At 59.1% G+C, this 25,209-nt stretch carries 19 protein-coding genes, 1 pseudogene and 2 CRISPR repeat arrays; of the genes and pseudogenes, 11 read left to right on the top strand and 9 right to left on the bottom strand.

Annotated elements, in window-relative coordinates:
- Positions 1-8 precede the first annotated feature (8 nt).
- Positions 9-761: an SDR family NAD(P)-dependent oxidoreductase gene (locus J3U88_RS25765; protein WP_207861884.1), complete on the top strand. Its 753-nt coding sequence runs from the start codon at positions 9-11 to the stop codon at positions 759-761.
- Positions 762-913: 152 nt separating this feature from the next.
- The gene (locus J3U88_RS25760) at positions 914-1,945 is read left to right on the top strand and encodes a sugar kinase (protein WP_207861883.1); all 1,032 of its coding nucleotides are present in this window, start codon (positions 914-916) and stop codon (positions 1,943-1,945) included.
- Positions 1,946-2,000: 55 nt separating this feature from the next.
- Here J3U88_RS25760 and J3U88_RS25755 read toward each other — a convergent pair whose 3' ends face one another.
- Complete coding sequence (locus tag J3U88_RS25755; protein ID WP_207861882.1) at positions 2,001-3,719, bottom strand: hypothetical protein; 1,719 nt, start codon at positions 3,717-3,719, stop codon at positions 2,001-2,003.
- A gap of 232 nt (positions 3,720-3,951) precedes the next feature.
- Here J3U88_RS25755 and J3U88_RS25750 point away from each other — a divergent pair, with 232 nt between their 5' ends.
- Both J3U88_RS25750 and J3U88_RS25745 read left to right on the top strand, forming a co-directional pair.
- Entirely contained in the window at positions 3,952-4,704 is a 753-nt protein-coding gene (locus tag J3U88_RS25750) for a class I SAM-dependent methyltransferase (protein ID WP_207861881.1), read from the top strand.
- A 126-nt stretch (positions 4,705-4,830) separates the two neighbouring features.
- On the top strand, positions 4,831-6,057 hold the full coding sequence (locus J3U88_RS25745) for a bifunctional folylpolyglutamate synthase/dihydrofolate synthase (protein WP_207861880.1): 1,227 nt from the start codon (positions 4,831-4,833) through the stop codon (positions 6,055-6,057).
- Here J3U88_RS25745 and J3U88_RS25740 read toward each other — a convergent pair.
- Positions 6,054-7,403 carry a bifunctional folylpolyglutamate synthase/dihydrofolate synthase gene (locus J3U88_RS25740; protein ID WP_207861879.1) on the bottom strand — a complete coding sequence of 450 codons (1,350 nt, stop codon included), beginning with the start codon at positions 7,401-7,403 and terminating at the stop codon, positions 6,054-6,056. The two genes, J3U88_RS25745 and J3U88_RS25740, sit on opposite strands and share 4 nt — an antisense overlap.
- Before the next feature lie 365 nt (positions 7,404-7,768).
- Between J3U88_RS25740 and J3U88_RS25735 the strand changes: the two genes are divergently transcribed.
- From J3U88_RS25735 to J3U88_RS25725, 3 genes are all read left to right on the top strand, one after another.
- A complete protein-coding gene (locus J3U88_RS25735; protein ID WP_207861878.1) occupies positions 7,769-8,239 on the top strand; it encodes a hypothetical protein in 471 nt (156 codons plus the stop codon).
- Positions 8,240-8,519: 280 nt separating this feature from the next.
- Positions 8,520-8,972 carry a type III secretion system chaperone gene (locus tag J3U88_RS25730; RefSeq protein WP_207861877.1) on the top strand — a complete coding sequence of 151 codons (453 nt, stop codon included), beginning with the start codon at positions 8,520-8,522 and terminating at the stop codon, positions 8,970-8,972.
- Positions 8,973-9,056: 84 nt separating this feature from the next.
- Complete coding sequence (locus tag J3U88_RS25725; protein WP_207861876.1) at positions 9,057-11,405, top strand: DUF4135 domain-containing protein; 2,349 nt, start codon at positions 9,057-9,059, stop codon at positions 11,403-11,405.
- Between the two features lie 210 nt (positions 11,406-11,615).
- Here J3U88_RS25725 and J3U88_RS25720 read toward each other — a convergent pair whose 3' ends face one another.
- On the bottom strand, positions 11,616-13,268 hold the full coding sequence (locus tag J3U88_RS25720) for a hypothetical protein (protein ID WP_207861875.1): 1,653 nt from the start codon (positions 13,266-13,268) through the stop codon (positions 11,616-11,618).
- A gap of 551 nt (positions 13,269-13,819) precedes the next feature.
- Between J3U88_RS25720 and J3U88_RS25715 the strand changes: the two genes are divergently transcribed.
- Positions 13,820-14,344: an SRPBCC family protein gene (locus J3U88_RS25715; protein WP_207861874.1), complete on the top strand. Its 525-nt coding sequence runs from the start codon at positions 13,820-13,822 to the stop codon at positions 14,342-14,344.
- Positions 14,345-14,496: 152 nt separating this feature from the next.
- Positions 14,497-15,718: a CRISPR direct-repeat array (repeat unit 37 nt; unit sequence GTTTCCATCCGCGCAACGACCCGAAGGCCGTTGCGAC).
- Between the two features lie 240 nt (positions 15,719-15,958).
- On the opposite strand, the gene J3U88_RS25710 is transcribed toward J3U88_RS25715, so the two are convergent.
- Together J3U88_RS25710 and J3U88_RS35425 are read right to left on the bottom strand one after the other, a co-directional pair.
- Complete coding sequence (locus J3U88_RS25710) at positions 15,959-16,477, bottom strand: DODA-type extradiol aromatic ring-opening family dioxygenase (RefSeq protein WP_423842084.1); 519 nt, start codon at positions 16,475-16,477, stop codon at positions 15,959-15,961.
- Between the two features lie 49 nt (positions 16,478-16,526).
- Positions 16,527-16,824: pseudogene (locus J3U88_RS35425) on the bottom strand (beta-eliminating lyase-related protein); the annotation flags it as partial.
- Positions 16,825-17,329: 505 nt separating this feature from the next.
- Between J3U88_RS35425 and J3U88_RS25700 the strand changes: the two are divergent.
- The gene (locus tag J3U88_RS25700; protein WP_207861872.1) at positions 17,330-18,805 is read left to right on the top strand and encodes a hypothetical protein; all 1,476 of its coding nucleotides are present in this window, start codon (positions 17,330-17,332) and stop codon (positions 18,803-18,805) included.
- Here J3U88_RS25700 and J3U88_RS25695 read toward each other — a convergent pair.
- Together J3U88_RS25695 and J3U88_RS25690 are read right to left on the bottom strand one after the other, a co-directional pair.
- On the bottom strand, positions 18,802-19,044 hold the full coding sequence (locus J3U88_RS25695) for a hypothetical protein (RefSeq protein WP_207861871.1): 243 nt from the start codon (positions 19,042-19,044) through the stop codon (positions 18,802-18,804). The two genes, J3U88_RS25700 and J3U88_RS25695, sit on opposite strands and share 4 nt — an antisense overlap.
- 21 nt (positions 19,045-19,065) lie before the next feature.
- A complete protein-coding gene (locus J3U88_RS25690) occupies positions 19,066-19,980 on the bottom strand; it encodes a hypothetical protein (RefSeq protein ID WP_207861870.1) in 915 nt (304 codons plus the stop codon).
- An 872-nt stretch (positions 19,981-20,852) separates the two neighbouring features.
- On the opposite strand from J3U88_RS25690, the gene J3U88_RS25685 reads away from it, so the two are divergent.
- Together J3U88_RS25685 and J3U88_RS25680 are read left to right on the top strand one after the other, a co-directional pair.
- On the top strand, positions 20,853-21,668 hold the full coding sequence (locus tag J3U88_RS25685) for a PP2C family protein-serine/threonine phosphatase (RefSeq protein WP_207861869.1): 816 nt from the start codon (positions 20,853-20,855) through the stop codon (positions 21,666-21,668).
- A 15-nt stretch (positions 21,669-21,683) separates the two neighbouring features.
- Entirely contained in the window at positions 21,684-21,887 is a 204-nt protein-coding gene (locus J3U88_RS25680; protein ID WP_207861868.1) for a hypothetical protein, read from the top strand.
- 83 nt (positions 21,888-21,970) lie between these two features.
- Here the strand turns inward: J3U88_RS25680 and J3U88_RS25675 are convergent, their stop codons facing one another.
- Both J3U88_RS25675 and ltaE read right to left on the bottom strand, forming a co-directional pair.
- Positions 21,971-22,759 (bottom strand): DODA-type extradiol aromatic ring-opening family dioxygenase, encoded by a 789-nt coding sequence (locus tag J3U88_RS25675; protein WP_207861867.1) that lies wholly within the window; start codon positions 22,757-22,759, stop codon positions 21,971-21,973.
- A 308-nt stretch (positions 22,760-23,067) separates the two neighbouring features.
- Complete coding sequence (ltaE, locus tag J3U88_RS25670; RefSeq protein ID WP_207861866.1) at positions 23,068-24,087, bottom strand: low-specificity L-threonine aldolase; 1,020 nt, start codon at positions 24,085-24,087, stop codon at positions 23,068-23,070.
- 27 nt (positions 24,088-24,114) lie between these two features.
- Positions 24,115-25,197: a CRISPR direct-repeat array (repeat unit 37 nt; unit sequence GTTTCCATCCGCGCAACGACCCGAGGGGCGTTGCGAC).
- Between the last annotated feature and the right edge of the window lie 12 nt (positions 25,198-25,209).

Genomic DNA, 25,209 nt, shown 5'->3' with positions numbered 1-25,209 from the left:
GAGCGATCATGAATCTTCACAATAAAGTTGCCATCGTCACCGGTGGCGCGCGCGACATCGGCCGCGCGGTTTCGGAGAAATTGGCGGCGCTCGGCGCCAAAGTCGTGGTGAATTACTACCACAACCCCCAAGCCGGAAAAGAAACCGTGGCCGCGGTGGAAGCAGCCGGCGGGACCGCGATTGCGGTGGCGGGCGACATGACCCAACGCGCCGATATCCTGCGCTTGATCGAAGAAACCCGCGCGGCATTCGGTGACGGCATTGATATTTTGGTCAACAATGTGGGCGGTTTGGTCGCACGCAAATCCTTGCTGGAAATGGATGAAGCCTTTTTCGAAGGCGTCATGAAACTCAATGTGACCAGCACCTTCCTCGCAACCCAAAGCGTGGTCCCGCTGATGGGCGACGGGGGTTCCATTATCAACGTTGCCTCCTTGGCCGGTCGCGACGGCGGCGGGCCCGGCGCCGCCGCTTACGCCACCGCCAAAGGCGCGGTGATGACGCTGACCCGTTCCCTTGCCAAGGAACTCGGCCCCAAAAACATCCGGGTAAACAGCCTATGCCCCGGCATGATCGCCACCACCTTCCATGATGTGTTCACAAAAGATGCCGTGCGTGAAAAGGTCGCGGCCGGCACGCCCTTGCGCCGCGAGGGTACCGCCGCGGAGGTCGCGGATTTGGTTGCCTATCTGGCATCCTCCGAATCCAGCTTCATCACCGGCGCCAACCTCGACATCAACGGCGGCCTCAGCTTCTCTTAGGGTGTCCCCCCCACCGGGTGCGCGGCGGGTTCCCCCCGGGGCCGCGCCGCGCACCTTTTTTTCAACGAACCCGACTTGGCCCGCAAGGCGCACAAGAACTTTTGCGGCAAAGCTGAACCCTTTTGAGAATTGGGGTTCAGAGGAGGACCGATTTGGTACGACAGGTAGTGACCTTAGGGGAAATCATGATGCGGCTCAAAGCACCGGGTCACGAACGGCTGCTCCAGACGCCGCACCTGGAGGCAACCTTCGGCGGCGGCGAATCCAACGTGGCGGTCTCCCTGGCTGCTTTTGGGGAAAACGTCCACCACGTCACGCGTTTGCCCGATAACGCCCTCGGCCGCGCCTGTCGGGCCGAGATGCGGCGCTTCGGTGTGGCTACCGATTACATGAGCGACGGTCCGGGGCGCATGGGTCTGTATTTTTTGGAAGCCGGGGCCAATCAAAGAGCCTCCACGGTTCTGTACGACCGCGTCGATTCCGCCATGGCCTTGGCGAAACCGGGCGACCTTCCCTGGGACCAAATTTTCGAAAACGCCGATTGGTTCCATTTCTCCGGGATCACGCCCGCTTTGTCCAAGCGCGCCGCGGCACTGACGCTCGAGGCCGTTAAAGCCGCGGTGGATCGCGGCGTCACCGTCTCCTGTGATTTCAACCACCGCGCCAAGTTGTGGCGCTACGGCAAAACCGCACCCGAGGTGATGAACCAACTCATGCCCTACGTGGACGTGGGCATCGCGGGTCGGGACGATTGCCGCAAATGCCTGGGTCCCGAATTCGCCGTCGAAGAGACCGGCTCCCATTGGGATCCCGACGCTTACGCGGCACTCACCCTGAAGGTTTTGCGCACCTTTCCCCACATGCAACAAATGGCCGTCACCTTGCGCGAAAGCATCACCGCCGACCACCATCGCTGGTCGGCCTGCCTCCGCAACCAAGACGGGTTCCACACCTGCCGCACCTACGAGATCACGCGGATCGTGGACCGCGTCGGCGCCGGTGACGCCTTCTCAGCCGGCCTCATCTACGGTTTGCACCACTTTGACGATCCCGGCTCGGCGCTGGCCTTCGCCACCGCGGCCGGCTGCCTCAAACATTCGGTTCCCGGCGATGTCAACCGTGTGTCGGTGGCCGAGGTCATGCACCTGATGGACGGCGAAGGTTCCGCTCGGGTACAACGCTAACCTGAACGGGCATGAACATCACCTCGCGGGCCGTCACCTCGCCGGAACAAAACCCTTACCGATAGGTGACGCAGGCGTTGTCGGGCAGGCGCAAGCGCTCGCGAAAGGACGCGTCCTGTTCGCCCAGCGCCAACACGCGGAAGGCGCTCAGCGGGATGTTGGGTAGGGCGACGTAATCCTCGTTGGGCCAGAGGCCTTCATAAGGATTGCGCGCGGCGCTGACCGGATCGACGGCATACAGGCCAATCCCCGAGGCGCCGCCTTGATCCACCAAAAACATGCCGTATTCCTGCAAAGCCCGCGCGATGGTGCGTTCGTAGGGCGTGAGGTCCAGCGCGGCTAAGTCCAGGTCGGGGTCGAGTTGCAGGCGCGCGCCCTCCGGGATGGCGAAGGCCGCGTCGGAAACGCCGTCGCTGTCGGTGGCGGGTGCAACCGGACCGCCCGCGCTGACGAAGGGATAGGAAAACACCAGGGCGTGTTGGATGCGGCCGGTGCGCAGTTCGTCGGGCCAAATCAAACCGCCCAAAAACGAGAAACCCGAACCCCGCGACGACATGCCGTTGGGGAAAATGCCGTCCGAGTCCATCGAAATCGCGGCGCCGTAACTCGCGGTCCATACCCCGTTCTCCCGGCGCGCCTGCCAAAAGGTGTATTCGCAACGGTTGACCGGATCCAACACGACCAGGTGGTTGTCCTGGTCGGCATCCTCGCCGCAGGCGACGGGCGGGTTGGCGGCGCCGTCGACATCCTCGGCGGCCTCGGCCCAAGCCGGCATGGGCACGTTGTCCATCGCCGTGACGCCCAATTCCCAGGGGACACCGCAGGCCAGGTTGACCGTGACGCGGGGAGTGTCTGGTTCGGCGAAGAAGACCGGGGCCGAATACTGGCCGACCTGCACCACCAGCGCACCCGCGTTTTGCATGCCCGCGATCAAAGCCGCCGAATGGGGGTCGACGGGGGCGTCGGCGGCAATCGCCTGGTTCAGCGGGCTGTCCCCATCGTAGAGCTGCAGCGAAGCAAAATCCGGCAGCGATTGCGGTCTCCCGGTTTGGGTGACCGGGGCGACGCCACCCTGACGGGCGGCACCAAACAACAACTGGCGAAAGGCGTTGCCGGAGATATTGATGCCGGCAAGGGGTTGGTCGGCCACCGCGGTCACGCGGGCAACCTGCGAATAGGTCAACCCGGGAAACAGGTTTTCGATGATGTCGCGCAAGCGTTGGTTGGGCGCCAATTCACGAACGGCCTCGGCCAAAACGGAACCGGTTTCATCCAACGCGTAAAGACGAACGGCCGCGGTCGCGGTGCCGGTGTTCATCAAGGCCAGCCCTTTCCAAGTCAGGGGAACGACATCGCCGGGATAAACGCCGAAATTAAACTGCAGGACGGAACCGGTTTGTTCCGTCAGGGCGAATTCGGCGGTTCCCTGTTGCGTGGTTTCGATGTAGGCGACGCGGAACTGGAGTTCGGCATGGTCCGTGGTGATCCGACCGGATTCCGCGCTATCCGCCGACGCGGCCGGATCCAAGCGCAGGCTTTCAAAACCGCCCAAGGTCACCTCACGCTCCAGCACGCACACGCCCGCACCGTTGTACCAGGTCACCTGAAAGGTGGCGCGATCCGCGCCGACATTGTCGACGGTGAGGTAATTTTGCCAACCGGTGGCGAGATGGGGCACGGGATAGGTATGTGTAAAGGTCGCAGCCGTACCCTCGCCGGCGAAACCGGGCGTCAACAAACAAAAAAGCGAAAGGCAGCATCCGAGACGCATCATCTTCCTCCCCGTGGATCGGTGTATGAACCCTTTGTTTTACCTTTCGGTTCCAAGCGGCGCGGCGACAAGCCCGAGGCGAAATCAAATAAAAACAGCCATCCAAAAAGCCGGATTTCGTCCCACTTCCGTCCCTAAAGGCTTCTTCCCCGGCCGATTTCTGTGAGAAATTCGACCGTATCACGCGTATATCTCAACATCTGCATCCATTGACTTTTTCAGAGGAGCCATCGCTATGTCTTTTCCCAGCCGCTTGCTGTTGTGTGTGTTTTTAACCCTTTCCACCCTCGCCCTCGCCGGCGACCCCATCCAAAAAGCCGTCGACCACGCCGAACGTTCCGAAAAAGACCGTGAACGCGACCAACGCGAGAAACCCGCTGAAATTCTTAAGTTTATCGGTGTTAAGCCAGGCTGGACGGTGGCGGATATATTCTCGTCGGCGGGGTATTACACCGAACTGCTGGCGCATGTGGTGGGCCCCGAGGGCAAGGTGATTGCCCAAAACAATGCCTCCTACAAGAACTACGGTAGCAAAGGGGCGGCGCTGCGCTTCACCGAGGGGCGCCTGGCCAACGTCACCCATCTGGTCAGCGAAGCCGACGATCTGAAGTTACCCAAGGACGGGTTGGATATGGCGATTATGGTGAACTGTTACCACGACCTTTATTGGGACAACGGCAAACCCTCCTGGCCGGCCATCGACGCCAAAAAGTTTCTGGCCCAATTGCACGCGGCGGTGAAACCGGGCGGTTTGATGGTGGTTATCGACCACACCGCCAAAGAAGGCAGCGGTAGCAGCGCGGCTCAGGACCTGCACCGCATTGAAAAAGCCTACGCGGAACAAGATTTCACCGCGGCGGGGTTCACCCTGCTCAAGTCCTCCGACCTGTTGCGCCGTAGCGGTGACGACCACAGCGTGAATGTTTACGACGAGGCGATCAAAGGTAAAACCGACCGGTTCGTGCTGGTTTTCCAAAAGAAAAGCTAACCCACCGCCACGAATTCGCGCGACGCTTGCGGGTGCCGCGCGAAGCCCGCGGACCGGCCGGTTGTGCTTGGCGCCCGCGGGCATGCCGTGCGATGATGCCGCTTACGCCATGCCCAAGAGTCGTTTATGTCGCACAATCCCTGGCCGCCGACGCTGCTAACCCTACTCAAACAACTGCCCCGCCACAAAAAACAGCCGCCCTGCCTGCAGGCGCGGTTCCCCGCCTTGATCCGCGCTTATCAGCCTGACCTCGACGACATGCACATCGTCAAAGTGGCGGGTACCAACGGCAAAGGCTCGACCTGCGCCATGTTGGCAGCCTGCCTCAACCACAAACAAGGGATCGGCCTGTTTACCAGCCCGCACCTGGTTTCGCCGTGCGAACGTTTCCGCCTCCACGGAAAACAGGTTTCCTTTGACGATCTCGAGGCCGCGTCGCAACGGGTGGCGACCTTCCTTGCCGACCAGGCGCCGCTAGGTTTGGTGCCCACCTTCTTTGAGGTCCTGATTCTCATGGCGCTCGACCTCTTCCGGAGCGGCGGCGTCCGGCTCGCGATCTTCGAAGCCGGGGTCGGCGGTTACAACGACTCCGTGCATTTGCTGCCAGGTGATCTGGCGGCCGTGACCACCGTGGGTTTGGATCACATGGATCGGCTGGGCAACACCGCCGCGGCCATTGCACGGGACAAAGCCGGGATCTGTCCCGCCGGCGGCACCCTGGTCCTGGGTCCCGGCCTTACCCCCTCGGTGCGGCAAACCATCAGGCGCGAAACCCAGCCGCGCGGCATTACCTTGATTGATGCCGCGACGACGGATTTGGGCGCGGTGGCACACCAAATCCCCTTTGCGGGAGCCCACCAGCGCGACAATGCAAAAACAGCGCTTTGCCTCGCCCAGCTCATTGCGAAGCGGCACCAGATCCCTTGTTTTCCAGGCGATGTGGCAAATGCAACGTTGGGCGGGCGCTTGGAATCGCGCCGCTTCGAAGGGCGCTCGCTGCTGCTGGATGTGGCCCACAACCCTGCCGCGCTTGAGGTGTTGCGCGGGTATTTGGACGCGTGGATCCCCTATGAACAACGTTTTCTTGTCTACGGCGCGGCGGAGGACAAGGATTACCAGGCCTGCCTCACCCACCTCCGGGATTTGGCGCCGCGCGGGTTCCTGGTCGGCGGTTTTTACCGTGCGGCGGCGCCGACTGATCTGGCCCGCGCCTTACCCGACAACTTCCAACCGCGGGCAACCCCCGCGGCGGCGCTTGGCGATCTACCCAAACACGACCCAACCACGGTGGTTGTATGCGGCTCGGTCTTTTTGGTAGGCGCGGTGAGCGAGCATCTGTCGACCTCGGGTTAGAAAAACCGCAACGCCCTTGGATCGTCCCCCTGGTACGCGACCACCGCCTCAACCGCGAGGAACAACCCGCCGGCAAAGACCAGGGTCATGTCCTCGGCGCGGGCAATCGCCACGGCACGGGTTACGGCATCCTCCACGGTTTCAAAACGTTCGCGGGGGAGTTGCGGCCGCGCGGCGGCGACGGCGGCTTCAATGCGGTCCACCGGCGCCCCCAGGTGGTGGGCGCGGGTACAGATCACGCGGTCGGCGACAGCGACCAAGGCGGTAACGATTTCCTCAACCGCTTTATTATGGGAAACCCCGATCACCAACACCACCCGGCGGCCGGCAACCATCGGCTGAAGGGTCGCACAAAAAGTTTGGATCGCGGCCGGGGTGTGGCCGACATCGTAAATAACCGGGGGCGGGCCGGGGAGAAACGTGGCGCGGCCAGGCCAATTCACCCGCGCCAAGCCGTCGCGTATCCCCTGCTTGAGGTCGTCCTGGGACAGGTGGGGAAACAACCGATTCACGTACAAGGTGACCGCGGAGGCGGCCACCATCGCGTTGTCCACCTGGTGCGCGCCCAACAGGGGCAGGCGCAGATCCTCAAGGACCATGCCGTCGATTTCCGCGTTAAAGGTCGTTTCGGTGGGATGGGTGACCCGATGGGTGACACGACACCGCACCGCGGTTTCAAAAAGCTGGATCTGTTTCAGCCGTGCGTAATGACGGATTCGCCGCAGCAAATCGTGATCGCCAAGTGGAAACAGCACCAGGGTTCCACCGGGGGGGCACAGGTCCAATTTGTCGTAGGCAATCAGTTCCAAACTATCGCCCAACAGTTGGGTGTGCTCCAAGTCCAGCGAGGTCAGGACACAGAGCGAGCCGGGCATCATCCGCACCGCATCGTAGCGGCCGCCGATGCCGGCCTCGAACACACCGTGCGCCACCCCGTTGCGGGCAAAATGGTACAGGGCCATGCCGGTGAAGATCTCAAAAGCGCCGAAGGAGCCGGCGCCGTGCTGTTGTTGCCAAGCCTGCACCGCGGCCTGAACCCAGGCGAAACCCGACGCGCAATCGCCATCGGAAATCGGCGCGCCGTCAATGGTGATGCGTTCGTTGAAACGGAACAAGTGGGGCGAGATGTTCCTACCGGCGCGCACACCGAGGGCCTTGAGCATGGCGCTCACCATGGCGCAGGTGCTGCCTTTGCCGTTGGAGCCGGTCACCTTGAGGTAATCCATGGGAAGGTCGGGCGCCACCGCCTCAACCCGCGCGCGCAACCAGGCCATGCGGTGCAACCCGATCCCGGTCCCAAACTTAGGCGCGGCAAAAAGTTGGTCTACCAAGCGTTGCGCGACCACGAATCCTCCTTCCCCAAGGCGCATGGGGAACCATAACCCAGGGAAACCCCGATTGAACATCCTTAAGGTCGGGGTGAGCACCGCAACCCACTCCCGATGCCGGTTTTGTAACTCAGGTACCAAGCGCTAAACCCCGCCCGGCATGGATTCCCAGGCGACGGTTGATAGGTTGCGGCCCGTCGCCGAATCGGCAGGCGAGGAAAAAGGGGACACCCAAACTTCACCAACACGCAGGAGACTTTTTGTCGTTTTTTTAACCTCGAATCAACCATTCTTCTCGTCTCACGCGTGGTGTTTTATGAACGCGGCAATCGGCTTCCTGATGAGCCACACGCCGTCAGACTTTTTGATCGAGGACGTTTTTTATGGAAAACCCCTTTGGCACTTATGCCGCCGCCTTCGCCCGTGACCTTAACCTCCCCATCGACGACCGCATGCTCGTTGAAGGATTTACCGCCACCGTCGCCGATCAACACCGACCCGACCAGGTCCTGCGCCTCGCGGTCATGCCCGGTCGAAGCGGAGAAGAAGTGATCCTCGCCTGCAACATCGGCACGGTCGCCGCCGACAGAGCAAGCGCGGTTTATGGCGACTTGCTCGACGACGCCCTGCTGCCCGGCGCTTTTAATATGAACTACTACCTCGACCCCAACTGCCGTGAAGTCACGGCCGCCGCCGTGCTCAGCTACGACGATCTCAGCGACGCCGACCTAAGAAGCTACGCCGAGGCGTTCCTACAACGTGCCGGCAACCGCCTGCGCGGTGTCAGCGAAAGCAAACCCACGGCCCGCCTTGACTGGCACCAGATGACAGCCTACAGCCAAAGCTTTGTTTAGCCCGCATTTATCACCAGAAGTTCTGCTCCGGCGTTGAAATAGCTGCGATGACTTGGGTTACTTAGTCGGACAAGCCTCGACGTAGCGCTGCTACGCCGAAAGGTCGGCCCCGCTGCGTTTGCCCTCGGTCGTAACCTGTGTCCTCACAGCGATTTCAAAGCCTCGCGACGAATTCTGGTGAGAAATGCGAGCTAGTCAAAGCAGCATCAACCATCGCCCCAAATGGATTTTACCCGTCAAAACCCAGTCAACCGTCGCACAGCCCCAGGAGAGTCGCCCCATGTCTGAACCCTTGTACCTCGAAATGCTCGCATCCCTGCAGGAAGAAATCGGCGTCGCCATCCCACCACCCGTCGACGGACGCGTGGTCATTCGCGTCAACGACCAATTCGATGTGGTCCTCAGCCAACGTCCCAATCACCCCGAACTGGCCCTCTTCAGCGCGGTGAAAACCTTTAACGACGCGGAACTGACCCAGGGTTTAACCACCTTGATGGCGGGCGGCGCGGCAGCCCAAAGCGGGACGATCACGCCGGCCTACGTGAAAAACGGGCAACAGGCGGTCCTGCGCTCGCGGCTCCGCACCAAAAACCTCAGCTACGAGACCTTCCGAACCTGGCTGATCACCTTCTTTGACGCCTTGGGCGAATGGCAAAACCGCCTGGCGGTCCCGGCCGTGCCCGAGGACTGTGACGACACCCTCTTCCTCCTCGCCCACGCCATCGCTTGTTAAACAGCCCACGCCTTTCCCACCCATTTTTGCAAAAAAACCAGCCGCCACCCCGGCGCCGGCAACGATTTCCTAAAGGTGCTTTCGATGACCTTCCCTTCCCTTCGCCAGTTCTCCCAAATCGCTCGAACCCGCCACACCGGTACCCTGAACCTCGACCAAAACGACAGGCTCCGGCTCCAACCAAGCGGAACCCTCGGTAAACACAGCCTGACCCCGCAACCGGCCCCCGATACCGACAGCCCGCTTTTCCGGGCCCTGGAGGAAGCGGTCGCGCAAGCAGGTTTTGATAAACCCGCACTCGCGGCCCTCGGATTACCGCCCCAAGGTCAAAACTTTTCACCGCGGTGGTTGCGAGAACAGTTGGGTCGCCTCGACAGCCACACTAGCGAAATGATCCGCGCGGCAGCCCAGCCGGGCGCCGACCCGACCCTGAGAACGAACGCCGTCAATCTGCTGATCGACACCCGCCTCCACCTGCCCAACAACAAGGGTGCCGACCTGATGCGCGCCGAGCTGTCACGGGGCATTGACGCCGTGATGGATGCGGTGGTTGCCTTAGACCGGACACCCGATTTAAAGGTGCTTACCCAAGTGGCCCAAAGCCTGGCCGACACCCTTTTCGCCACAACCGCATTCGCCTTCGAGGCGCTCACCAAGCAGGAATCCCCCAAATTGATTCCCAATGCGCAAGTCGATGCTTTGGTGGCGGAACTTCAAGCTGAGCACAAACCCGCCGGCGCCCTCGCGGCCATTGTCAAAACAAACCTGGACAGCGATATGAAGATCCAGACGACGAACTTTGGCCAAAACATCAACACCCTGATGGAGAACCTTCAAAGGGATTTGCCTGACCTTAACGCGCGTTTCTTTCCCGGCGACGGCAACCGAGCAAGCGGCTTAACCGGGTTCAAGCTAACCGACAGTGACCCGCACAAAAAAGGGCAACGGGTGGCGATCCTGAGCTTTGACAACCAACAAAAAATCGTGTTCAAACCGCGCGACGCCCGCATTGACGAGGCGGTTGTCGGCCGCAACCTGGCTGATGGAAGCAGAAGCGCGCTGGAAATGTTGGAAGACGCGCGACCCACCCAGCCAAACCAACGCCCGCTACCGGGCATGCTTTTTCTCCACCGCAACAGCGGTGGGGAAGACGCCTATTCCTACCAAACCCACCTCTCCAACCAAACCGCCCCCGACCACCTCATGCGGAACCCCTCGGAAGCGAAGGCCTATTTCCGCGAAATGGGTTCCCTCGCCTTTCTCGCATCCATTGCCGGCGTTTCCGATCTTCACCACGAGAACCTGATGACCAGCGCACGGCAACCCTTTTTGACCGACTTAGAGATCGCCGCGTCAAGTGGTGTCATTGAGCGGCTGGCCCAACAGTTAAGCGGTGGAAACGAAAACATTCTGGGACCGACGATGATGCGCATGGTCCTTGAATCGAAGAACCAAAGACCCAATCCTCCCGGGCCGTACAAGATCACGGAAGAAGGCCTGGCCCAGGATCTGACCAAAACGGTCAGTGTGTTGGAGAGTTTTGTTGCGGTACAGGACGGCGACACGCTGCGCGACAACCGCACCACCTTCGACGACCAAGCGAGCGCGGGTTATAACCCAAAAACCGGGACCAAAAAATTGGCAAAAACGCAAGGCGGCCAGGCGCAGGCACCGGACCAAAAGTTCACGAGCCGATACGGCGCCGATTTCGCCCGTGGCTTCAGGGAAGCGGCCGCGGCCTTCCCCAAGGAGGGTGTCGCCTTTTTGCACAACCGCCTGAGCGGCTTCAAACTGCGCATGCACCCCATTAAAACCGGGGACCATGGTTACATCGTGCGAAGCTACCGCAAGGCAATCGACTTACCGGAAGCGCAACGCCTCGCCAAGGTCAAAGCGCAGTACGTTGAAAAACTGAGTAACTTGCAGGAACAAATGGGTACGCGTCAGATGCAGAAACCCCTGGACGCCGCCACCATTGATCTTCTCGCGGATCGATTCACCGAGCAGGTGAAGCACTTCGACATCGCCTACAACAGTCATGTGCCGGCGCAAGACCGCTTGGTCTTCGACAAATCGGCCGACCCCATCGAAGGCTTTTTTAAGCCCGCCACCCTGCACACGGACATGCTGCTCGAGTCACTGACCTACTTCCAGAGCAATGCCCACTCGGCCGATAAGATCGAGGCCGACTTTGCCAGGGCCGTCGCCGAACTGTCGGAGCAAAAGCCCGCGCGGGACGAAGCCTATACCAAGCTGCGCGCGGAAACAGAAGCGCTGGCGCGTCAAACACGGGCGCAACAGCACCCACCCCAAGCGCGTCCACGCCCGGCACGGGATCAGCCGCCCCAAGCAGGAGACCGACAGCGCCAGACACGGGCACAGCCACCCCAACCCCAGGAGGATCCGGCGCGTGGGCAGGTCGGCGTGTTGTAAGCGGGGGCGCGGGCGCCGAAGGTGGGGTGCGAGCCCAGCTTGGGTTCAAGGTGAGACTCGGGGTCAGACTCGGGGTCAGACTCGGGGTGCGACCCAAGCTGCGATCCAAGCCGCGCCCCGCGTTTTCTCATCGTCCCGCGCCGATTCCTCGCACCGGCTTAATACCCAGATCTCGCTAAAAATGCTGCCACGGAACGGAAACGGCCGCGGTTAGTGGTTGTGGTCCGCGGTGTCCCCCGATACCTGCTCGAGCTCGCCGGGGACCGTGTCCGCTCGCGATAAGGTGCCTTGGGGCGTTTCGGCCGCAACGGGTGAGATTAGGCCCGCGACGGGAAGGCCCGCCCTTTCGCTGATTGCGGCCACGGCATGGGCCGCCACCCTATCCGCCGCCCCGGTCATGCAATGGGGCCGACACTGTTCCACGAGATCCAGGTCTTCCAATAGACCCGCCTCGGCAATCAACCGCAACAGCGCGATGATCAGCGCGGTCTTTTTCTCGAGGTTCATCGGCGCCTCGGCCATCGCGGGCAACAGGTCACGCAACAACGACATCAAGCCGGGGTCCATCTGTTCAGCGAGGAAACGCAGGACATCCAATTGAAACTGGACGTCGCTTGTGGCCCTTGCCAACGGACGTAACAACGCAAAACGCGCCGGCTCATTGGAAAAACCAATCTCCAGTAAGGGAGAACGCAACGCATCGTTGCCGAGCAAAACGGACGCATAGGCGGCTTGGTGGGTTTCGTCCAAAAGGTCCAAAAATAAATCGGCTAATTCCGCGGCATGGGGCGAATAAGTGTCGGAAAAAGCGGCGGGCGGTTTGGCGGCGACCCATTCCGGGAAAAACACGCCGGCCAACATCAGCGCATCCCCGTGCAGATCGCAAGCCGCCCAGGTGTTTTGCGCCAAGCGGGAGCGACGCGCCTCGGGCGTGGTCCCGGGTCGTTCGCCGCGCGCATAAGGTTCATAGGAGGCCGTCAGGGAAGCCAAGAGCGCGGGCAGCGGTTCCCAAAACAGAGCGAACCCATCGGTGTCGGCGGGTTCCGGCAGCTCGGCATGAGGCAAACCCATCAGCTCACGCCAACGGCGCCAACGCACCGCCACATCGAGATCTTCCAAGGTTTGGTTGTTGTCTTGCCCCTCAAAGAACGCGTCCAAAGCCGCGGCGGCCGCCGTGGCACGAAACAGGGGATCGGGATCCAGCGCCGTCATCACCCAAAGCTCGGCAAAGGTTTCGGGGCGGCGCGTGAGGGACTCATGCAGCTCGGTCAATGGATCCAAGACCGCGCGAAGTTCGCGATCCAAATCCTCGGCACTGCCATAGGAAGCCAGGTACTTGTTGATCGGGAAAAACCAGGTATTTTCTCGAATCTCCAGGGGATAAAGGTGCAGCAGGACGCCACGCAAGCGCGGGTGGAACAGGGCGACTTGAGCGGGATTCGCGGTTACCCACTGGTATTGTTGATCAAAAGAGGTTCCGGGCATCAAGAAACCCTGATCGCCCAGGCCGCCGACAGGAAGGAGCATCAAACCGGTCAGGCTCTTGGAATCGCTTTCGATCACGAGTTGGTACAAATCACCGTAAAGGGGCAAACCTTCCGGGTCGGGATTTTCAATTTTGACATGGGGCGATTGTTTGTCGACCGTCCAACAGACCGTCACCCCCGGTAGCTCTTCTATCGCGCGCGGTTCCCGGGTGATCCCCATGTTTTCCAAAACGCCGCCAATGCGTTTGCGGCCGGGCATGCGGTAGAAGCGAAGGTCCATATCGCGCGTGGGGCTCAGATGACGCACCGCGCCAACACAAAAGGCCGCGCAAATCGCAAAAAGGGTAAGCAGGAGCAAAAGGGGTCCCAAACTCATCAGTCCTCCTCGGGCACAGGGGGCCAACGGTAACCGGGCGTCAGCGCGCCGACCCGGGTGCCATTTTCTGCGCCACAAACTACGACGGCTTCTTGGGTTCAAGCACGCGGAACAGGAAGCGGTCAAACGGAAGCGAAACGGGGGCTCAGGCGATCATGGTTAACGCTGGAAAGAGACACCTCCATTATATATAGAAGACCGTGGCGGCCGGAGATGAAGGACGCCCTTTGATATCGAGGTCAAAAACGTTTTAGCCCGCATTTCTCACAAGGATTCGTCGCGAGAAGCAGAAAGCCTTGTGAGTACGAAGATTACGACCGAGAGACGGCACAGGGGTCCGACCTTTCGGCGTAGCAGCGCTACGGCGAAGGCGACTCGACCGAGTAATGCGGATGGCCGCCCCCTCGTAATCGCATGGCTTTCGGCTTCGTAGCAGAATTCCTTGTGAGAAATGCGGGTTATAATCAACCCGACCCCTACACATGAAGATGGACGCAAGAGACCGTGCAAAGCGTCTTTGCGATGACCAGACCCGCCATAAGGAGTGTCCCATGCTTGTATTCGTGCTGCTGCTTTTTCAGACGGAGGTTGCGGAATTTACCGAAACCAAAAACGGCCTGACCCAGATCCGCCATGAGATCGTGGTGACGGCCGAGCGCGAAGCGGTGTGGCGGTTGTTCACGTCGAAAGAGGGCATCGAAAGTTGGATCACGCCGGTTGCCTGGGTTGATTTGCGCGAGGGTGGGATCATGGAAACCAGCTACGATGCCAACGCCAAACGCGACGATCCCAACAACATCAAGGTCCAATTCACGGCGCTTAAGCCGGGTTGGCATTACACCGCGCGCAACATCCAATCCCCCGCCAATACCGGCTTTGGGGACACGCTCAAGGAAATCCCTTCCAGCCTGCGCTTGGAAGAAGTGGGCGCGGGCAAAACCAAGGTCAGCGTGATCATGAGCGGCTTTAATGAAACGGAAGCCCACCAAAAGTTGTTGGCCTTCTTCAAAAAAGGGAATAGCTGGTATTTGAACCGCCTGCAGCAACGCCTCAAAGAGGGCCCCCTACCCTTCTAAAAGGCAAAGGGTCGGGGCATCCAACGAGAGTTGCAAACTGGGTGATCCCTGCAGGGCCGCGGGCGGCCCTGCGCCAAAAAACAGCGCTATCGGCGCAACGACCCGGAGGCGGTTGTGACTTCGAAAAAGAGCCCACTGTTGGTCGGCCGAACCTTTCAATCCGCGCTACGACCCGAAGGCCGTTGCGACCTTCAGGGCCTCGGCTTCGAAGGTTCGGGACACGTTTCCATCCGCGCTACGACCCGAAGGCCGTTGCGACCAGTTTTCGACCTCGTCTGGATCGATGTAGATGTTTCCATCCGCGCAACGATCCGAAGGCCGTTGCGACGAAATCCACAAAACCGCCCTTGAACACATCAAAGTTTCCATCCGCGCAACGACCCGAAGGCCGTTGCGACAATTTCCAGGTACCCCCGTAATCACGTATTGCCTGTTTCCATCCGCGCAACGACCCGAAGGCCGTTGCGACCCAGGGCCGTATACTTTCGCCACTGCATTGGGATGTTTCCATCCGCGCAACGACCCGAAGGCCGTTGCGACGGGCGAATCGAACGCCTTTTCAACTCGACAATGTTTCCATCCGCGCAACGACCCGAAGGCCGTTGCGACGGGCGAATCGAACGCCTTTTCAACTCGACAATGTTTCCATCCGCGCAACGACCCGAAGGCCGTTGCGACCGATCGAATGGATGCAATGGGGCAGGAGCTTTACGTTTCCATCCGCGCAACGACCCGAAGGCCGTTGCGACCCCCTTACGGAACGATCCCGGTTCAGGGCGCGGGTTTCCATCCGCGCAACGACCCGAAGGCCGTTGCGACTGCCAGGCATTAGAACCTCGTCGACTAACAGAGTTTCCATCCGCGCAACGACCCGAAGGCCGTTGCGACCAGCCGTAATCAGGTCGGTGCCCTTTCCTGATGTTTCCATCCGCGCAACGACCCGAAGGCCGTTGCGACGTGATCGGGACCACCTTGTCTATCGAGGTTTAAGTTTCCATCCGCGCAACGACCCGAAGGCCGTTGCGACCATCGCTGCTTACCGGGATAACGTAAGCGTCCGTTTCCATCCGCGCAACGACCCGAAGGCCGTTGCGACAAACCACCATCGGGTTCAATTCCAGTAGCTTGGTTTCCATCCGCGCAACGACCCGAAGGCCGTTGCGACTCGTCAATCAGGTGGTGGGGGTGTAGCATGGATGTTTCCATCCGCGCAACGACCCGAAGGCCGTTGCGACCACAACTCGAAAGGGGATCAACTGTGGTCGAAGTTTCCATCCGCGCAACGACCCGAAGGCCGTTGCGACTCAGCTTGTTCTGTTCGTCGTACAGGTACCACTGTTTCCATCCGCGCAACGACCCGAAGGCCGTTGCGACTGCAGCCTTTTTAACACACTTATTCCCAGGGTGTTAAGGGGCCGATTTCGCAGATGTCTGTTTTTGGCACCTTTGAAAACTAGCGAATTTTCGCTAGTTTATCACAAACAGCTCAATTTAAACCACTTACAAAATTCGCCGATGTCCCGGGTTTTTATGTTTGCTTCACATCCGCGGACGGGTTTTTGGCTTCGTTCCTTCGCCTGAACCCCGTGCCTGGTTCCGCGAATGCGAAGGCGGTCATGGCCAGGCCGTTGTGGAGGAAAGCGCGGTGGTAGGTTTGGCCTTGGCCGCCCGCGCCCATCGCCACGAATATGGGGAGCAGGTGTTCGTCGGTTGGGTGCGCCCAGGCCGCGTCCGGGTGGGTTCGGAAATGGAGCAGGGCTTCGCGGTTGTTTCCTTCGACTTGGTCGACCAGCCAGGATTCGAAGCGGCGCGCCGGCGCGGGAACGGAGTACGGTCTTTTTGCCAGACCGCGAGGTTGTGGACCGCGCCGCCACTGGCCAGGATCAGGACGCCCTGCTCGCGCGGTGGGGCCAAGGCGCGACCGAGGGCGAAATGGTGGTGCGGGCCCTGGCCCAATTTGAGCGAGAGCTGGATGGTGGGGATATCCGCCGCCGCGAACATCAGCATCAAAGGCGACCAAGCGCCGTGATCGAAACCCCGGGTCTTGTCGGCGCGGGCTTGGAAATCGTTTTTATTGAGCAGGCCGATCACGGTTTCCGCAAGTTCAGGCGCGCCCGGTGCCGGGTAACGCACATCGTAAAGTGATTGGGGGAAACCGTAAAAGTCGTGGATGGTCTCGGGTCGCGCGATGGTGGTGACTCGCGGCAAGTCGGTCAACGTGGTGCGCCAAGGCGTCCAGACCGGCCGCGGCCAGAACCCCGACTTGGCGCATGCCGCCACCGAGCACCTTGCGCCGGCGATGGGCGCGTTTGATCAGATCTTTGGAACCAACCAGCACGGAACCGACGGGTGCCCCCAGTCCCTTGGACAGGCAAAGCGAAACGCTGTCGAAGGGTCAAATCGGCGAGCGGGCGCTTCTGTTGGACAGCCGCATTGAAGAGGCGGGCACCGTCGCGGTGCAGGCCCAAGCCGTGGCGTTTTGTTCAGATGGCAGAAAAAATGGTCAAAATGAGGGGTCACGGTTCATGTGGGGTTCTCTTGAACAGGATAGTGACAATTTGTGCCAGACAATTTGACCAACAATACAAAAAAAACTTCGAAAACACGATAAAACCTAAGGGAATAAAACCAAAAAACATGGCCAAAAGATCACCCCCCAGAATCTTTCGGCCCAAAATGCTATCGAGGTCTATCTATGGACTCGCTACGCTACAATGGCGCTATACCCCTTTTGTAAAGAATTTTTCCCTCACGCCAAGTCACACAAGTAGGTCTTCATCAATTATTCCAAGACCGGGTACCGCACTTGGATTTTGAGCTTGGGATCGCAGAAATTCCAGATGGATTTCCTCATGCGAGCGCAAGAGTGAAGCACTAAGCCCAATGGGGTCCTGTTCTCTTTCCGCGGCATGTTCGGGTCCACTCCGTTCAGCCCGAACACGCGGCCACATCAAGGCAGTTTCTCCCCGAAACGATAAGTCGGTCTTGCAGAAACATGCCAAGACTGCCGAGGCACAACGCTCCTTTTCTTGTTTACTTCAAGAACGTTATATCATGCATATTGCAGACAAGACGCTAATAAACTCAAAACCAGGACCGGGTTTTCTCACACGACGCGGTGCTCAAATTTCCTACGACTTCCATCCCGAGACCAACTTTTCCTCTCAAGACCGACGTTCACCCGCGGACGCTCCCATCATCTCATGGTACGCTCAATTGATTCTTTCACTATTTCCAGTACCACTGGTTCGCTTCATGAAACACAACCCACAACTCATTTACATCATTTTGCAGCTTCAGAATCGAAAAGTGTATACCTTTGTTCAAGCGGCTCGCGTTGGTTTACCTGAGCGCGTTCAACGGCAACGAAGGAGCTTAGCGAACCTGGCCAAAAATCATTCCTTCAATGGCTATAAACGGCGGCCAGGGCAAATGGAGTCTGCCTACCGAAATCAAATGCGCCGCGAGTATGGTCCGTTAGGGGATTGTATTCGCATACGAACGGTCGTCGGTCGGAACGGGCGCCCCTATGACGCCTTTTCCGGGGTGATTTTTAAGATCGCATTAGGTGAGCACTTACTCCGTATCGGGTTACTATCTCTCGTAACGGTGGTGTTCACGCCGCTCCATCAACCGGATCAGTTCGGTTCATTCGGGATTTCTGCTGAAGAATTTGGGCTGGTTACCCGAATGCTTCACGCTCATAAGGAGAACTTCGAGTTTGATGCGCCCTTCCAGAAACGAGATTGGTTCACCATCATTCCCACGGGCGCGTTTAACGCCATGCTCGAATGGGCGCTGGGAACCTCTCCACTCATCCCGGCCACCACAGCGCCGGACCGACTCAAAAAGGCACTCGTTGATCGATTGAGGGCTGCTTGTTCCCTTCCTGCCATGATCCAAAGAGATGTTTCTGAGTTCCGTCGCTCCGCGCAAAAACGACGAGGCCACACGGTGGATGTTCCAGCGATACCAGTGTCGCCTCAGCCCCATACCGGCTTTACTTATGACCGGTACCTGCTCCAACGGGGCTTGTCACCTGAAGCAAATCGATTCCTGCCGGTGATTCAAGAGGGCACAGAAGTTGTTCCGGTACGTCCACCACAAAAACGCACCGACGCCCATGCTTCTGGAAGACTCCTGTTGTCGCCCGGTTCTCTGAAGGAAGCACAACCCCAGGCGCCTTCCGCCCCGCCTGCGCCAAAAAGTAGGTTCGGGTCCATGCTCCTGGTTTCAGCCGCACTCCTTGTACTGGCGTTTGGTGTGGGTCGTTTGACCTTTCTCACCCCAGAAGAAAACGGTTGCGATCAATTGCGCTTGGAACAAAAGATCATGCCTCTCTATGCCCAGCTCGACCTCAGTGTCACCCAAGAAAGGATGGAAAGCGGCGACCAAGGAACTGGAGAACTGGAAATAGTGACCCCTGACTCTCTTGAGAAAGCTTTTATTCCTGATTTTTAGGCGTCTTCTTTCGGCGGTGGTGGATGGTCACCTGGGAAAGGATCGTCGTACGTGGTGGGTGTCGACGTTCCACTCTCATAGGCAAGGGCAACCCCAGCGGTACTCAAATTGACACTGTCGCCTTCTGAGGCTAAAAGGGCTTGGCTCTCATTCAGGTTTGCACTGTTTCCTGCTGGGGATGACTGATAAAGCTGCTGAAGGTTAAGCGATGGTAACCCACCGCCTGAAATAGTGGTCATGTCTCGGCTCCTTTTTTTCCACTAGGGGCATTCCTTCGACTCGATGAGATGTTTAAATCGGAGGAGGAAGGTACCTTTTTCGCCCTTGAGTTTGGCGTCAATTAGTTTTCGAGTGTTTTCCGGTTCTTCACATTTGTTTATATACGCATTCACCAGTACGGTCCAAGTGACGGGTCCAGTCTGGTAGTCTTCGGTCATTTGGTTTGCTTGCTGAAGGAAGGTTTTTGCTTCCTCTTCACGGCCAAGTTCATACAGGTAAAACCCGATATAGGATTTGGCATCAATCATTCCACGGTAATTTTTAATCCGCTCATACTCCGCATAGGAAAGCTCGGCATAGCTTATGGCCATTTCAACGTTTCCACGAGTATACGCTGAAATCGCACGGAGACTGTACAAGTACTCACGACTCATTTCCTCTGAAATCCCAACTAAAACAGCACGTTCGAAATAGGCGTCCGCCGCTTCTAGTTTTCCTGAACGAAGTTTGCCATTTCCGAGTTGCACGAGAACCCGAAATTGGTTTACCGGTTGATTCGCCTTTTTGTAAAACTCTAGTGCTTTCAGGAGCGGTTCTTGGGCTTGTTCAAACTTGCGCAAGTAGATGAGGTTCCCCCCCATAAGTGCCCAGCAGTGACCTGCGATATTATCTGGTAACGTCGTGTTTGCTAACATGTACTTCACCATTTCAATCGACTTATCGTGCTCACCCATCATGTACCAGGTATAGGCAACCCCGTAAAAGCACATATCGTTGCTGGTCTGCTCGTGGCAGTCATTGAAGTACCCATGTGCAACCTTGGCTCCGTACTTCCGCGCGATTTCCATTCCGGTCGTATACGGGCGTGGCTCGTTTACCTCAAATTCCGGTTGTGCAAAAACGTTGTTCCAAACAAAGAAAGGGCAGAGGACCAATAAAACCCGTCGTAATTTCATCTGCGTTGCCTTTCATCCCTGAAGCTTCACGTTGCCGAATTCGGTACACCCTCTGTACCGGTCAGCCCATCTGGGCCACGAGGACAACACTCTTTGAGACGGAAACCCCAGGTATTCAGTAAATTATTGATAGCCATGCGCTTGCCGCTGTCGAAACGCTAAAATGGCGAAGGCGCATAAAAAAATATCGTCCGGCTCCCCAATGCAAAAACCCTCTCATTTGTGCCGGAACGTAATTTTTCGTGAGATCATACCATGCCTCCGGTTTTCCCTGATGTTTTTGTGAAACGGTCTTTTTCATGGTGTGCGCTTCGAACACCGTATTCATGACCTTTGCGACACAAGGCACAAAGATCCAAAGCGTTACTCAAGACCGACATGCTGTTCTTTTGTATTTGGTGAATATGTATTTAAATTTTTATTGTTACGCCCGATACGGTGCACACAAGCGTTTGTTAGTAATTGCGCTGAAGCAAATTCCCGGAACAGGTGTGTTTCAGCTCGTTAGCAAAGTACTTGGCGCAAAGTAACCACACCGGAGGGGGACGAGCCTGTGCCCTGTCTGGAGGCCTGAGTGCCATAAAGCGCGCTTTACCCGTGGTCGGTCTGATTCTGGTTATTCCACCTCCTACGAAATAGCCGTCATGAACCGGACTGACCACGGACCCCACACTTCAACCTAAGAGGCGCTGAAGCGAGGGATTTTGGCAAAAGATCTGGAGCGAAATGGTCTGGGAAAAAGCGAGCCGGGGTCGCGCCCGACCGCACCCGCCGGGTGCGGTGAGCATTTTCACAGACCGTTGTAGTCCAGAGGTTTAGCTAAAATCACCGCGTCAGCGCTTCTTAGGTTCATAGATCGAGAACTTTAGTTTATGACCCCCTTTCATCGCTTACTCCCGAAAATCAAGACCTGGACCCCACCCGAACTTACGCTTCATGCCGGTTGGGCCTCGTTCGTTGGAAACCGACAGAAGAATGAAGATGTCGCACTTTGCCTTTCTGAACCCCGTATCTTTGCCGTCGCTGACGGTATGGGCGGGCATGCACATGGTGCGTTCGCGGCAAAAACAACCGTGGAGCATTTCGCGAAATGGATGCTGCATGCTCACGCGCGAAACTGGTCATGGCCACGAGCGTGGGGTCAACGCCCGAACACCGGCAATGAACCGCTGATGCGATGTATCCTCGCCCGAGCGCTCGCCCAAGCGAATGAAGAAGTGCTCCGGCACATCGAATGTAATGTGGCGTACGCGGGTATGGGGTCTACCTTTAGTGGCGGCGTGTTTTACCGGCATGCGTTCCATTGGATTCATGTGGGCGATACCCGGATTTACCGGTTAAGAGGTGGTCAGATAACACGCCTTACCAAGGACCAAAATTACCGCGAACTGATCCGAGCAAGTGGCCGGCCCGATAGCGCAGATCAGCTTGCTCAGTTTGGCCGTCGGCTCACGCGGCATGTTGGCATGGAGGGACTCCTTCCCGAGCAAGGTTGTGAACCCTGTGCTCCCGGGGACACTTTTTTGATCTGCTCCGATGGGTTATACGAAACGCTCGGACCGATTCGCGTATGTGCCATCCTGGCCGATGCGACGCGAATGCCGGAACGTCAAGCGGAGCAGTTCATGATGAAAGCCAAGGATGCCAAGGCTTCCGATAATGCCACCGCCGTGGTTATCCAGTTGTAACGGTAGGAAGGTTTCATGAAGTACGCTTCCATCGTTCTCGCGTTACCAGATAACGAACTGTTTACCCCCGCGAAGATTTTTCGATTCGCTCTCGATCATGACTTACTCAAACGCTTCGGCCGGGAAAACATGGCTAAATCAGGCGTCTCGAAAAGTAAAAAGCGTCGCCTCTCTCGACCTTTACAATACCTAAACACCACAAAAAATTCAGGTTATTAGAAACAACCGCCATCCAGTGGGAGGCACGAGAAAATGCTTTTTGTGGACTTCACATCCGCGGACGCGACTTTGGCCTCGTTCCTTCACCTGAACCCCGTGCCTGGTTCCGTGAATGCGAAGGCGGTCATGGCCAGGCCGTTGTGGAGGAAGGCGCGGTGGTGGGTTTGGCCTTGACCGCCCGCGCCCATCGCCACGAATAATGGGAGCAGGTGTTCGTCGGTTGGGTGCGCCCAGGCCGCGTCCGGGTGGGTTCGGAATTGAAGCAGGGCTTCGCGGTTGTTTCCTTCGACTTGGTCGACCAGCCAGGATTCGAAGCGGCGCGCCGGCGCGGGAACCGCCGTACAGTCTTTTTGCCAGACGGCGAGGTTGTGGACCGCGCCGCCACTGGCCAGGATCAGGACGCCCTGCTCGCGCAGTGGGGCCAAGGCGCGGCCGAGGGCGAAATGGTGGTGCGGGCCCTGACCCAATTGGAGCGAGAGCTGGATGGTGGGGATATCCGCCGCCGGGAACATCAGCATTAAGGGCGACCAGGCGCCGTGATCGAGACCCCGGGTCCCATCGGCGCGGGCTTGGAAATCGCGCGTGTTGAGCAGGCCGATCACGGTTTCGGCAAGTACAGGCGCGCCCGGTGCCGGGTAACGCACATCGTAAAGGGATTGGGGGAAACCGTAGAAGTCGTGGATGGTCTCGGGTCGCGCGATGGTGGTGACTCGCGGTGCACGGGTTTGCCAGTGCGCCGAGACGACGAGGATCGCACGCGGGCGCGCGAGGGTTCGGCCCAGCTCGCTGAGAAACGCACGCGAGGCATTGTTTTCGAACGGGAGCGTCGGGGCGCCGTGGGAAACGAACAGGGCGGGCATCCGTGTCGGCATGGTTCCTCCTATCGGGGCGGGCGGCCTGGGATCAGGTCGCGGGTTGTGGCCGGCAGCGCCGCGACGGCGGGGATGACAACCCCGTCGATGATGGGTGAAAGCATGGCCATGGAAACCTCCGCATGGTTTCGTCCCATGAGGACGAACGATGTTCTCGGCGGCGGTCATTCCAATTCGCATACCAAAGCCATAAACCCAATGGTTCAAAGGCCTTTCCGAATTTTTTGGTGGTCAACGAAACAGCCCATTCAATCAAAATGAAACACCGTGCTTTCATTTTGATTGAATGGTTCACGTTATGGGTGGGATCAGCCTTGCTGTGATTGTTGGAAGGCGGCAAACGCGGCGATAACGGGTTCGATATCGCCGCGTTGGATATCCAGGTGGAGCACCAGCCGCAGCGGGTTGCTCTCGCCGATCAAAATCCCGCGTTCGCGCATAAACCTTTGCAGCCGGCCAGGTTCGGCTGGAGCGGGGCGCACAAAAACCATGTTGGTGGCAACGGTGTCGACGGTCATCCCCGGTAAACGCCCCAAGCCCTCGGCCAATAATTCAGCGTGGTGATGATCCTCGGCAAGTCGGTCGACATGGTGCGCCAAGGCGTGCAGACCGGCCGCGGCCAGAACCCCGGCCTGGCGCATGCCGCCACCGAGCACCTTGCGCCAGCGATGGGCGCGTTTGATCAGATCTTTGGAACCAACCAGCACGGAACCGACGGGTGCCCCCAGTCCCTTGGACAGGCAAAGCGAAACGCTGTCGAAGGCGGCGGTCAAATCGGCGAGTGGGCGCTTCTGCTGGACGGCGGCGTTGAAGAGGCGGGCACCGTCGAGGTGCAGGCCCAAGCCGTGGCGGTCACAAAAGGCACGGGCCTGGTCGGGATAAGCCTCCGGCATCACGCGGCCGAACCAGGTATTTTCGAGACAGAGCAACTTGGTGACGCCGTGGTGGACATCGTCGGGTTTTACCAGTTTTTCCGCGAGGGCTAAATCGAGGGTGCCGTCGGCGTGCTGGGCGACGGGCTGCGGCTGGATGCTGCCCAACACGGCCATGCCGCCGCCCTCGTACCAATAGGCGTGGGCCTTGGCGCCGACCAATGCCTCATCGCCGCGGCCGCAATGAGCCATTAAAGCGGTGAGGTTGGATTGGGTGCCGCTGGGCAAAAATAGACCGGCTTCCTTGCCGGCCAGTTCGGCCAGATGGTGCTGGAGGCGCAACACGGTGGGGTCGTCGCCGTAAACGTCGTCCCCCACCTCGGCCGCGGCCATGGCGGCGCGCATCGCTTCGGTAGGTCGGGTGACGGTATCACTTCTCAAATCAATGATGTTCATAGGATTCCTCGCTTGCCCAAAAAGAGGCGCTCAATCCGCGCGACACCCCGAGGGGCGTTGCGACATCATACACCGTCCCGGAGCCCAAAATTGACGCCTTACCATCCACGGATCGACCCGAGGGGCGTTGCGACTGACTGAAGCCACCTGGCAGAGTGGTCAGCGGGTTTCCATCCGCGCAACGACCCGAGGGCCGTTGCGACAACCAAAGGGAACGGCGCGGCGCGAGCTTCTTCGTTTCCATCCGCGCAACGACCCGAGGGGCGTTGCGACCGGTGGAATGGTTACGGGTAACATTGAGACTGGTTTCCATCCGCGCAACGACCCGAGGGGCGTTGCGACGCGCCGGTGGCGTCCACCCCTGAATCGCCGTAAGTTTCCATCCGCGCAACGACCCGAGGGGCGTTGCGACCCGCTTTCGAATCGATCCCCTACGAAAACACGGTTTCCATCCGCGCAACGACCCGAGGGGCGTTGCGACGAACTGTGCCCACGGTGCGCCGAGGCCGCGCTGGTTTCCATCCGCGCAACGACCCGAGGGGCGTTGCGACCAGAAGGAAGCCACGGGATCACAAGTCGACCTGTTTCCATCCGCGCAACGACCCGAGGGGCGTTGCGACCACATCCATGGGCCGTCAGCCTACAAAACCGAGGTTTCCATCCGCGCAACGACCCGAGGGGCGTTGCGACCCCTTGCGGAGTCGTGCCGCGACGTTCGCGCCGTTTCCATCCGCGCAACGACCCGAGGGGCGTTGCGACATCGTCCGGGTCCTCCACGTCTTTCGGCAGGAAGGTTTCCATCCGCGCAACGACCCGAGGGGCGTTGCGACCGTCCACAAGGACGCCCTATCCTTCCCGTTGTGTTTCCATCCGCGCAACGACCCGAGGGGCGTTGCGACGGGCTACCATGCGACACCTCGTTTATCGTTCTGTTTCCATCCGCGCAACGACCCGAGGGGCGTTGCGACTCGGCGTTCTCGGTTGCCGTGGCCCAGTAGCTCGCGTTTCCATCCGCGCAACGACCCGAGGGGCGTTGCGACTTTACGCCCGGCCAAACGGTCAGCATGCTGGCAGTTTCCATCCGCGCAACGACCCGAGGGGCGTTGCGACCTATTGTCGGCG

The organism is Acanthopleuribacter pedis, from assembly GCF_017377855.1.
In the GTDB taxonomy this organism is placed as follows: domain Bacteria; phylum Acidobacteriota; class Holophagae; order Acanthopleuribacterales; family Acanthopleuribacteraceae; genus Acanthopleuribacter; species Acanthopleuribacter pedis.
This window is presented reverse-complemented; position numbering and strand designations above follow the sequence as displayed.

What these genes read in the sequence shown, in the direction of transcription:
- J3U88_RS25695 (WP_207861871.1), bottom strand. Translation starts at nt 19,044, where the DNA reads ATGACCACTATTTCAGGCGGTGGGTTACCATCGCTTAACCTTCAGCAG.
- J3U88_RS25765 (WP_207861884.1), top strand. Translation starts at nt 9, where the DNA reads ATGAATCTTCACAATAAAGTTGCCATCGTCACCGGTGGCGCGCGCGAC.
- J3U88_RS25680 (WP_207861868.1), top strand. Translation starts at nt 21,684, where the DNA reads ATGAAGTACGCTTCCATCGTTCTCGCGTTACCAGATAACGAACTGTTT.
- J3U88_RS25745 (WP_207861880.1), top strand. Translation starts at nt 4,831, where the DNA reads ATGTCGCACAATCCCTGGCCGCCGACGCTGCTAACCCTACTCAAACAA.
- J3U88_RS25675 (WP_207861867.1), bottom strand. Translation starts at nt 22,759, where the DNA reads ATGCCGACACGGATGCCCGCCCTGTTCGTTTCCCACGGCGCCCCGACG.
- J3U88_RS25730 (WP_207861877.1), top strand. Translation starts at nt 8,520, where the DNA reads ATGTCTGAACCCTTGTACCTCGAAATGCTCGCATCCCTGCAGGAAGAA.
- J3U88_RS25750 (WP_207861881.1), top strand. Translation starts at nt 3,952, where the DNA reads ATGTCTTTTCCCAGCCGCTTGCTGTTGTGTGTGTTTTTAACCCTTTCC.
- J3U88_RS25735 (WP_207861878.1), top strand. Translation starts at nt 7,769, where the DNA reads ATGGAAAACCCCTTTGGCACTTATGCCGCCGCCTTCGCCCGTGACCTT.
- J3U88_RS25690 (WP_207861870.1), bottom strand. Translation starts at nt 19,980, where the DNA reads ATGAAATTACGACGGGTTTTATTGGTCCTCTGCCCTTTCTTTGTTTGG.
- J3U88_RS25720 (WP_207861875.1), bottom strand. Translation starts at nt 13,268, where the DNA reads ATGAGTTTGGGACCCCTTTTGCTCCTGCTTACCCTTTTTGCGATTTGC.
- J3U88_RS25685 (WP_207861869.1), top strand. Translation starts at nt 20,853, where the DNA reads ATGACCCCCTTTCATCGCTTACTCCCGAAAATCAAGACCTGGACCCCA.
- ltaE (WP_207861866.1), bottom strand. Translation starts at nt 24,087, where the DNA reads ATGAACATCATTGATTTGAGAAGTGATACCGTCACCCGACCTACCGAA.
- J3U88_RS25725 (WP_207861876.1), top strand. Translation starts at nt 9,057, where the DNA reads ATGACCTTCCCTTCCCTTCGCCAGTTCTCCCAAATCGCTCGAACCCGC.
- J3U88_RS25755 (WP_207861882.1), bottom strand. Translation starts at nt 3,719, where the DNA reads ATGATGCGTCTCGGATGCTGCCTTTCGCTTTTTTGTTTGTTGACGCCC.
- J3U88_RS25715 (WP_207861874.1), top strand. Translation starts at nt 13,820, where the DNA reads ATGCTTGTATTCGTGCTGCTGCTTTTTCAGACGGAGGTTGCGGAATTT.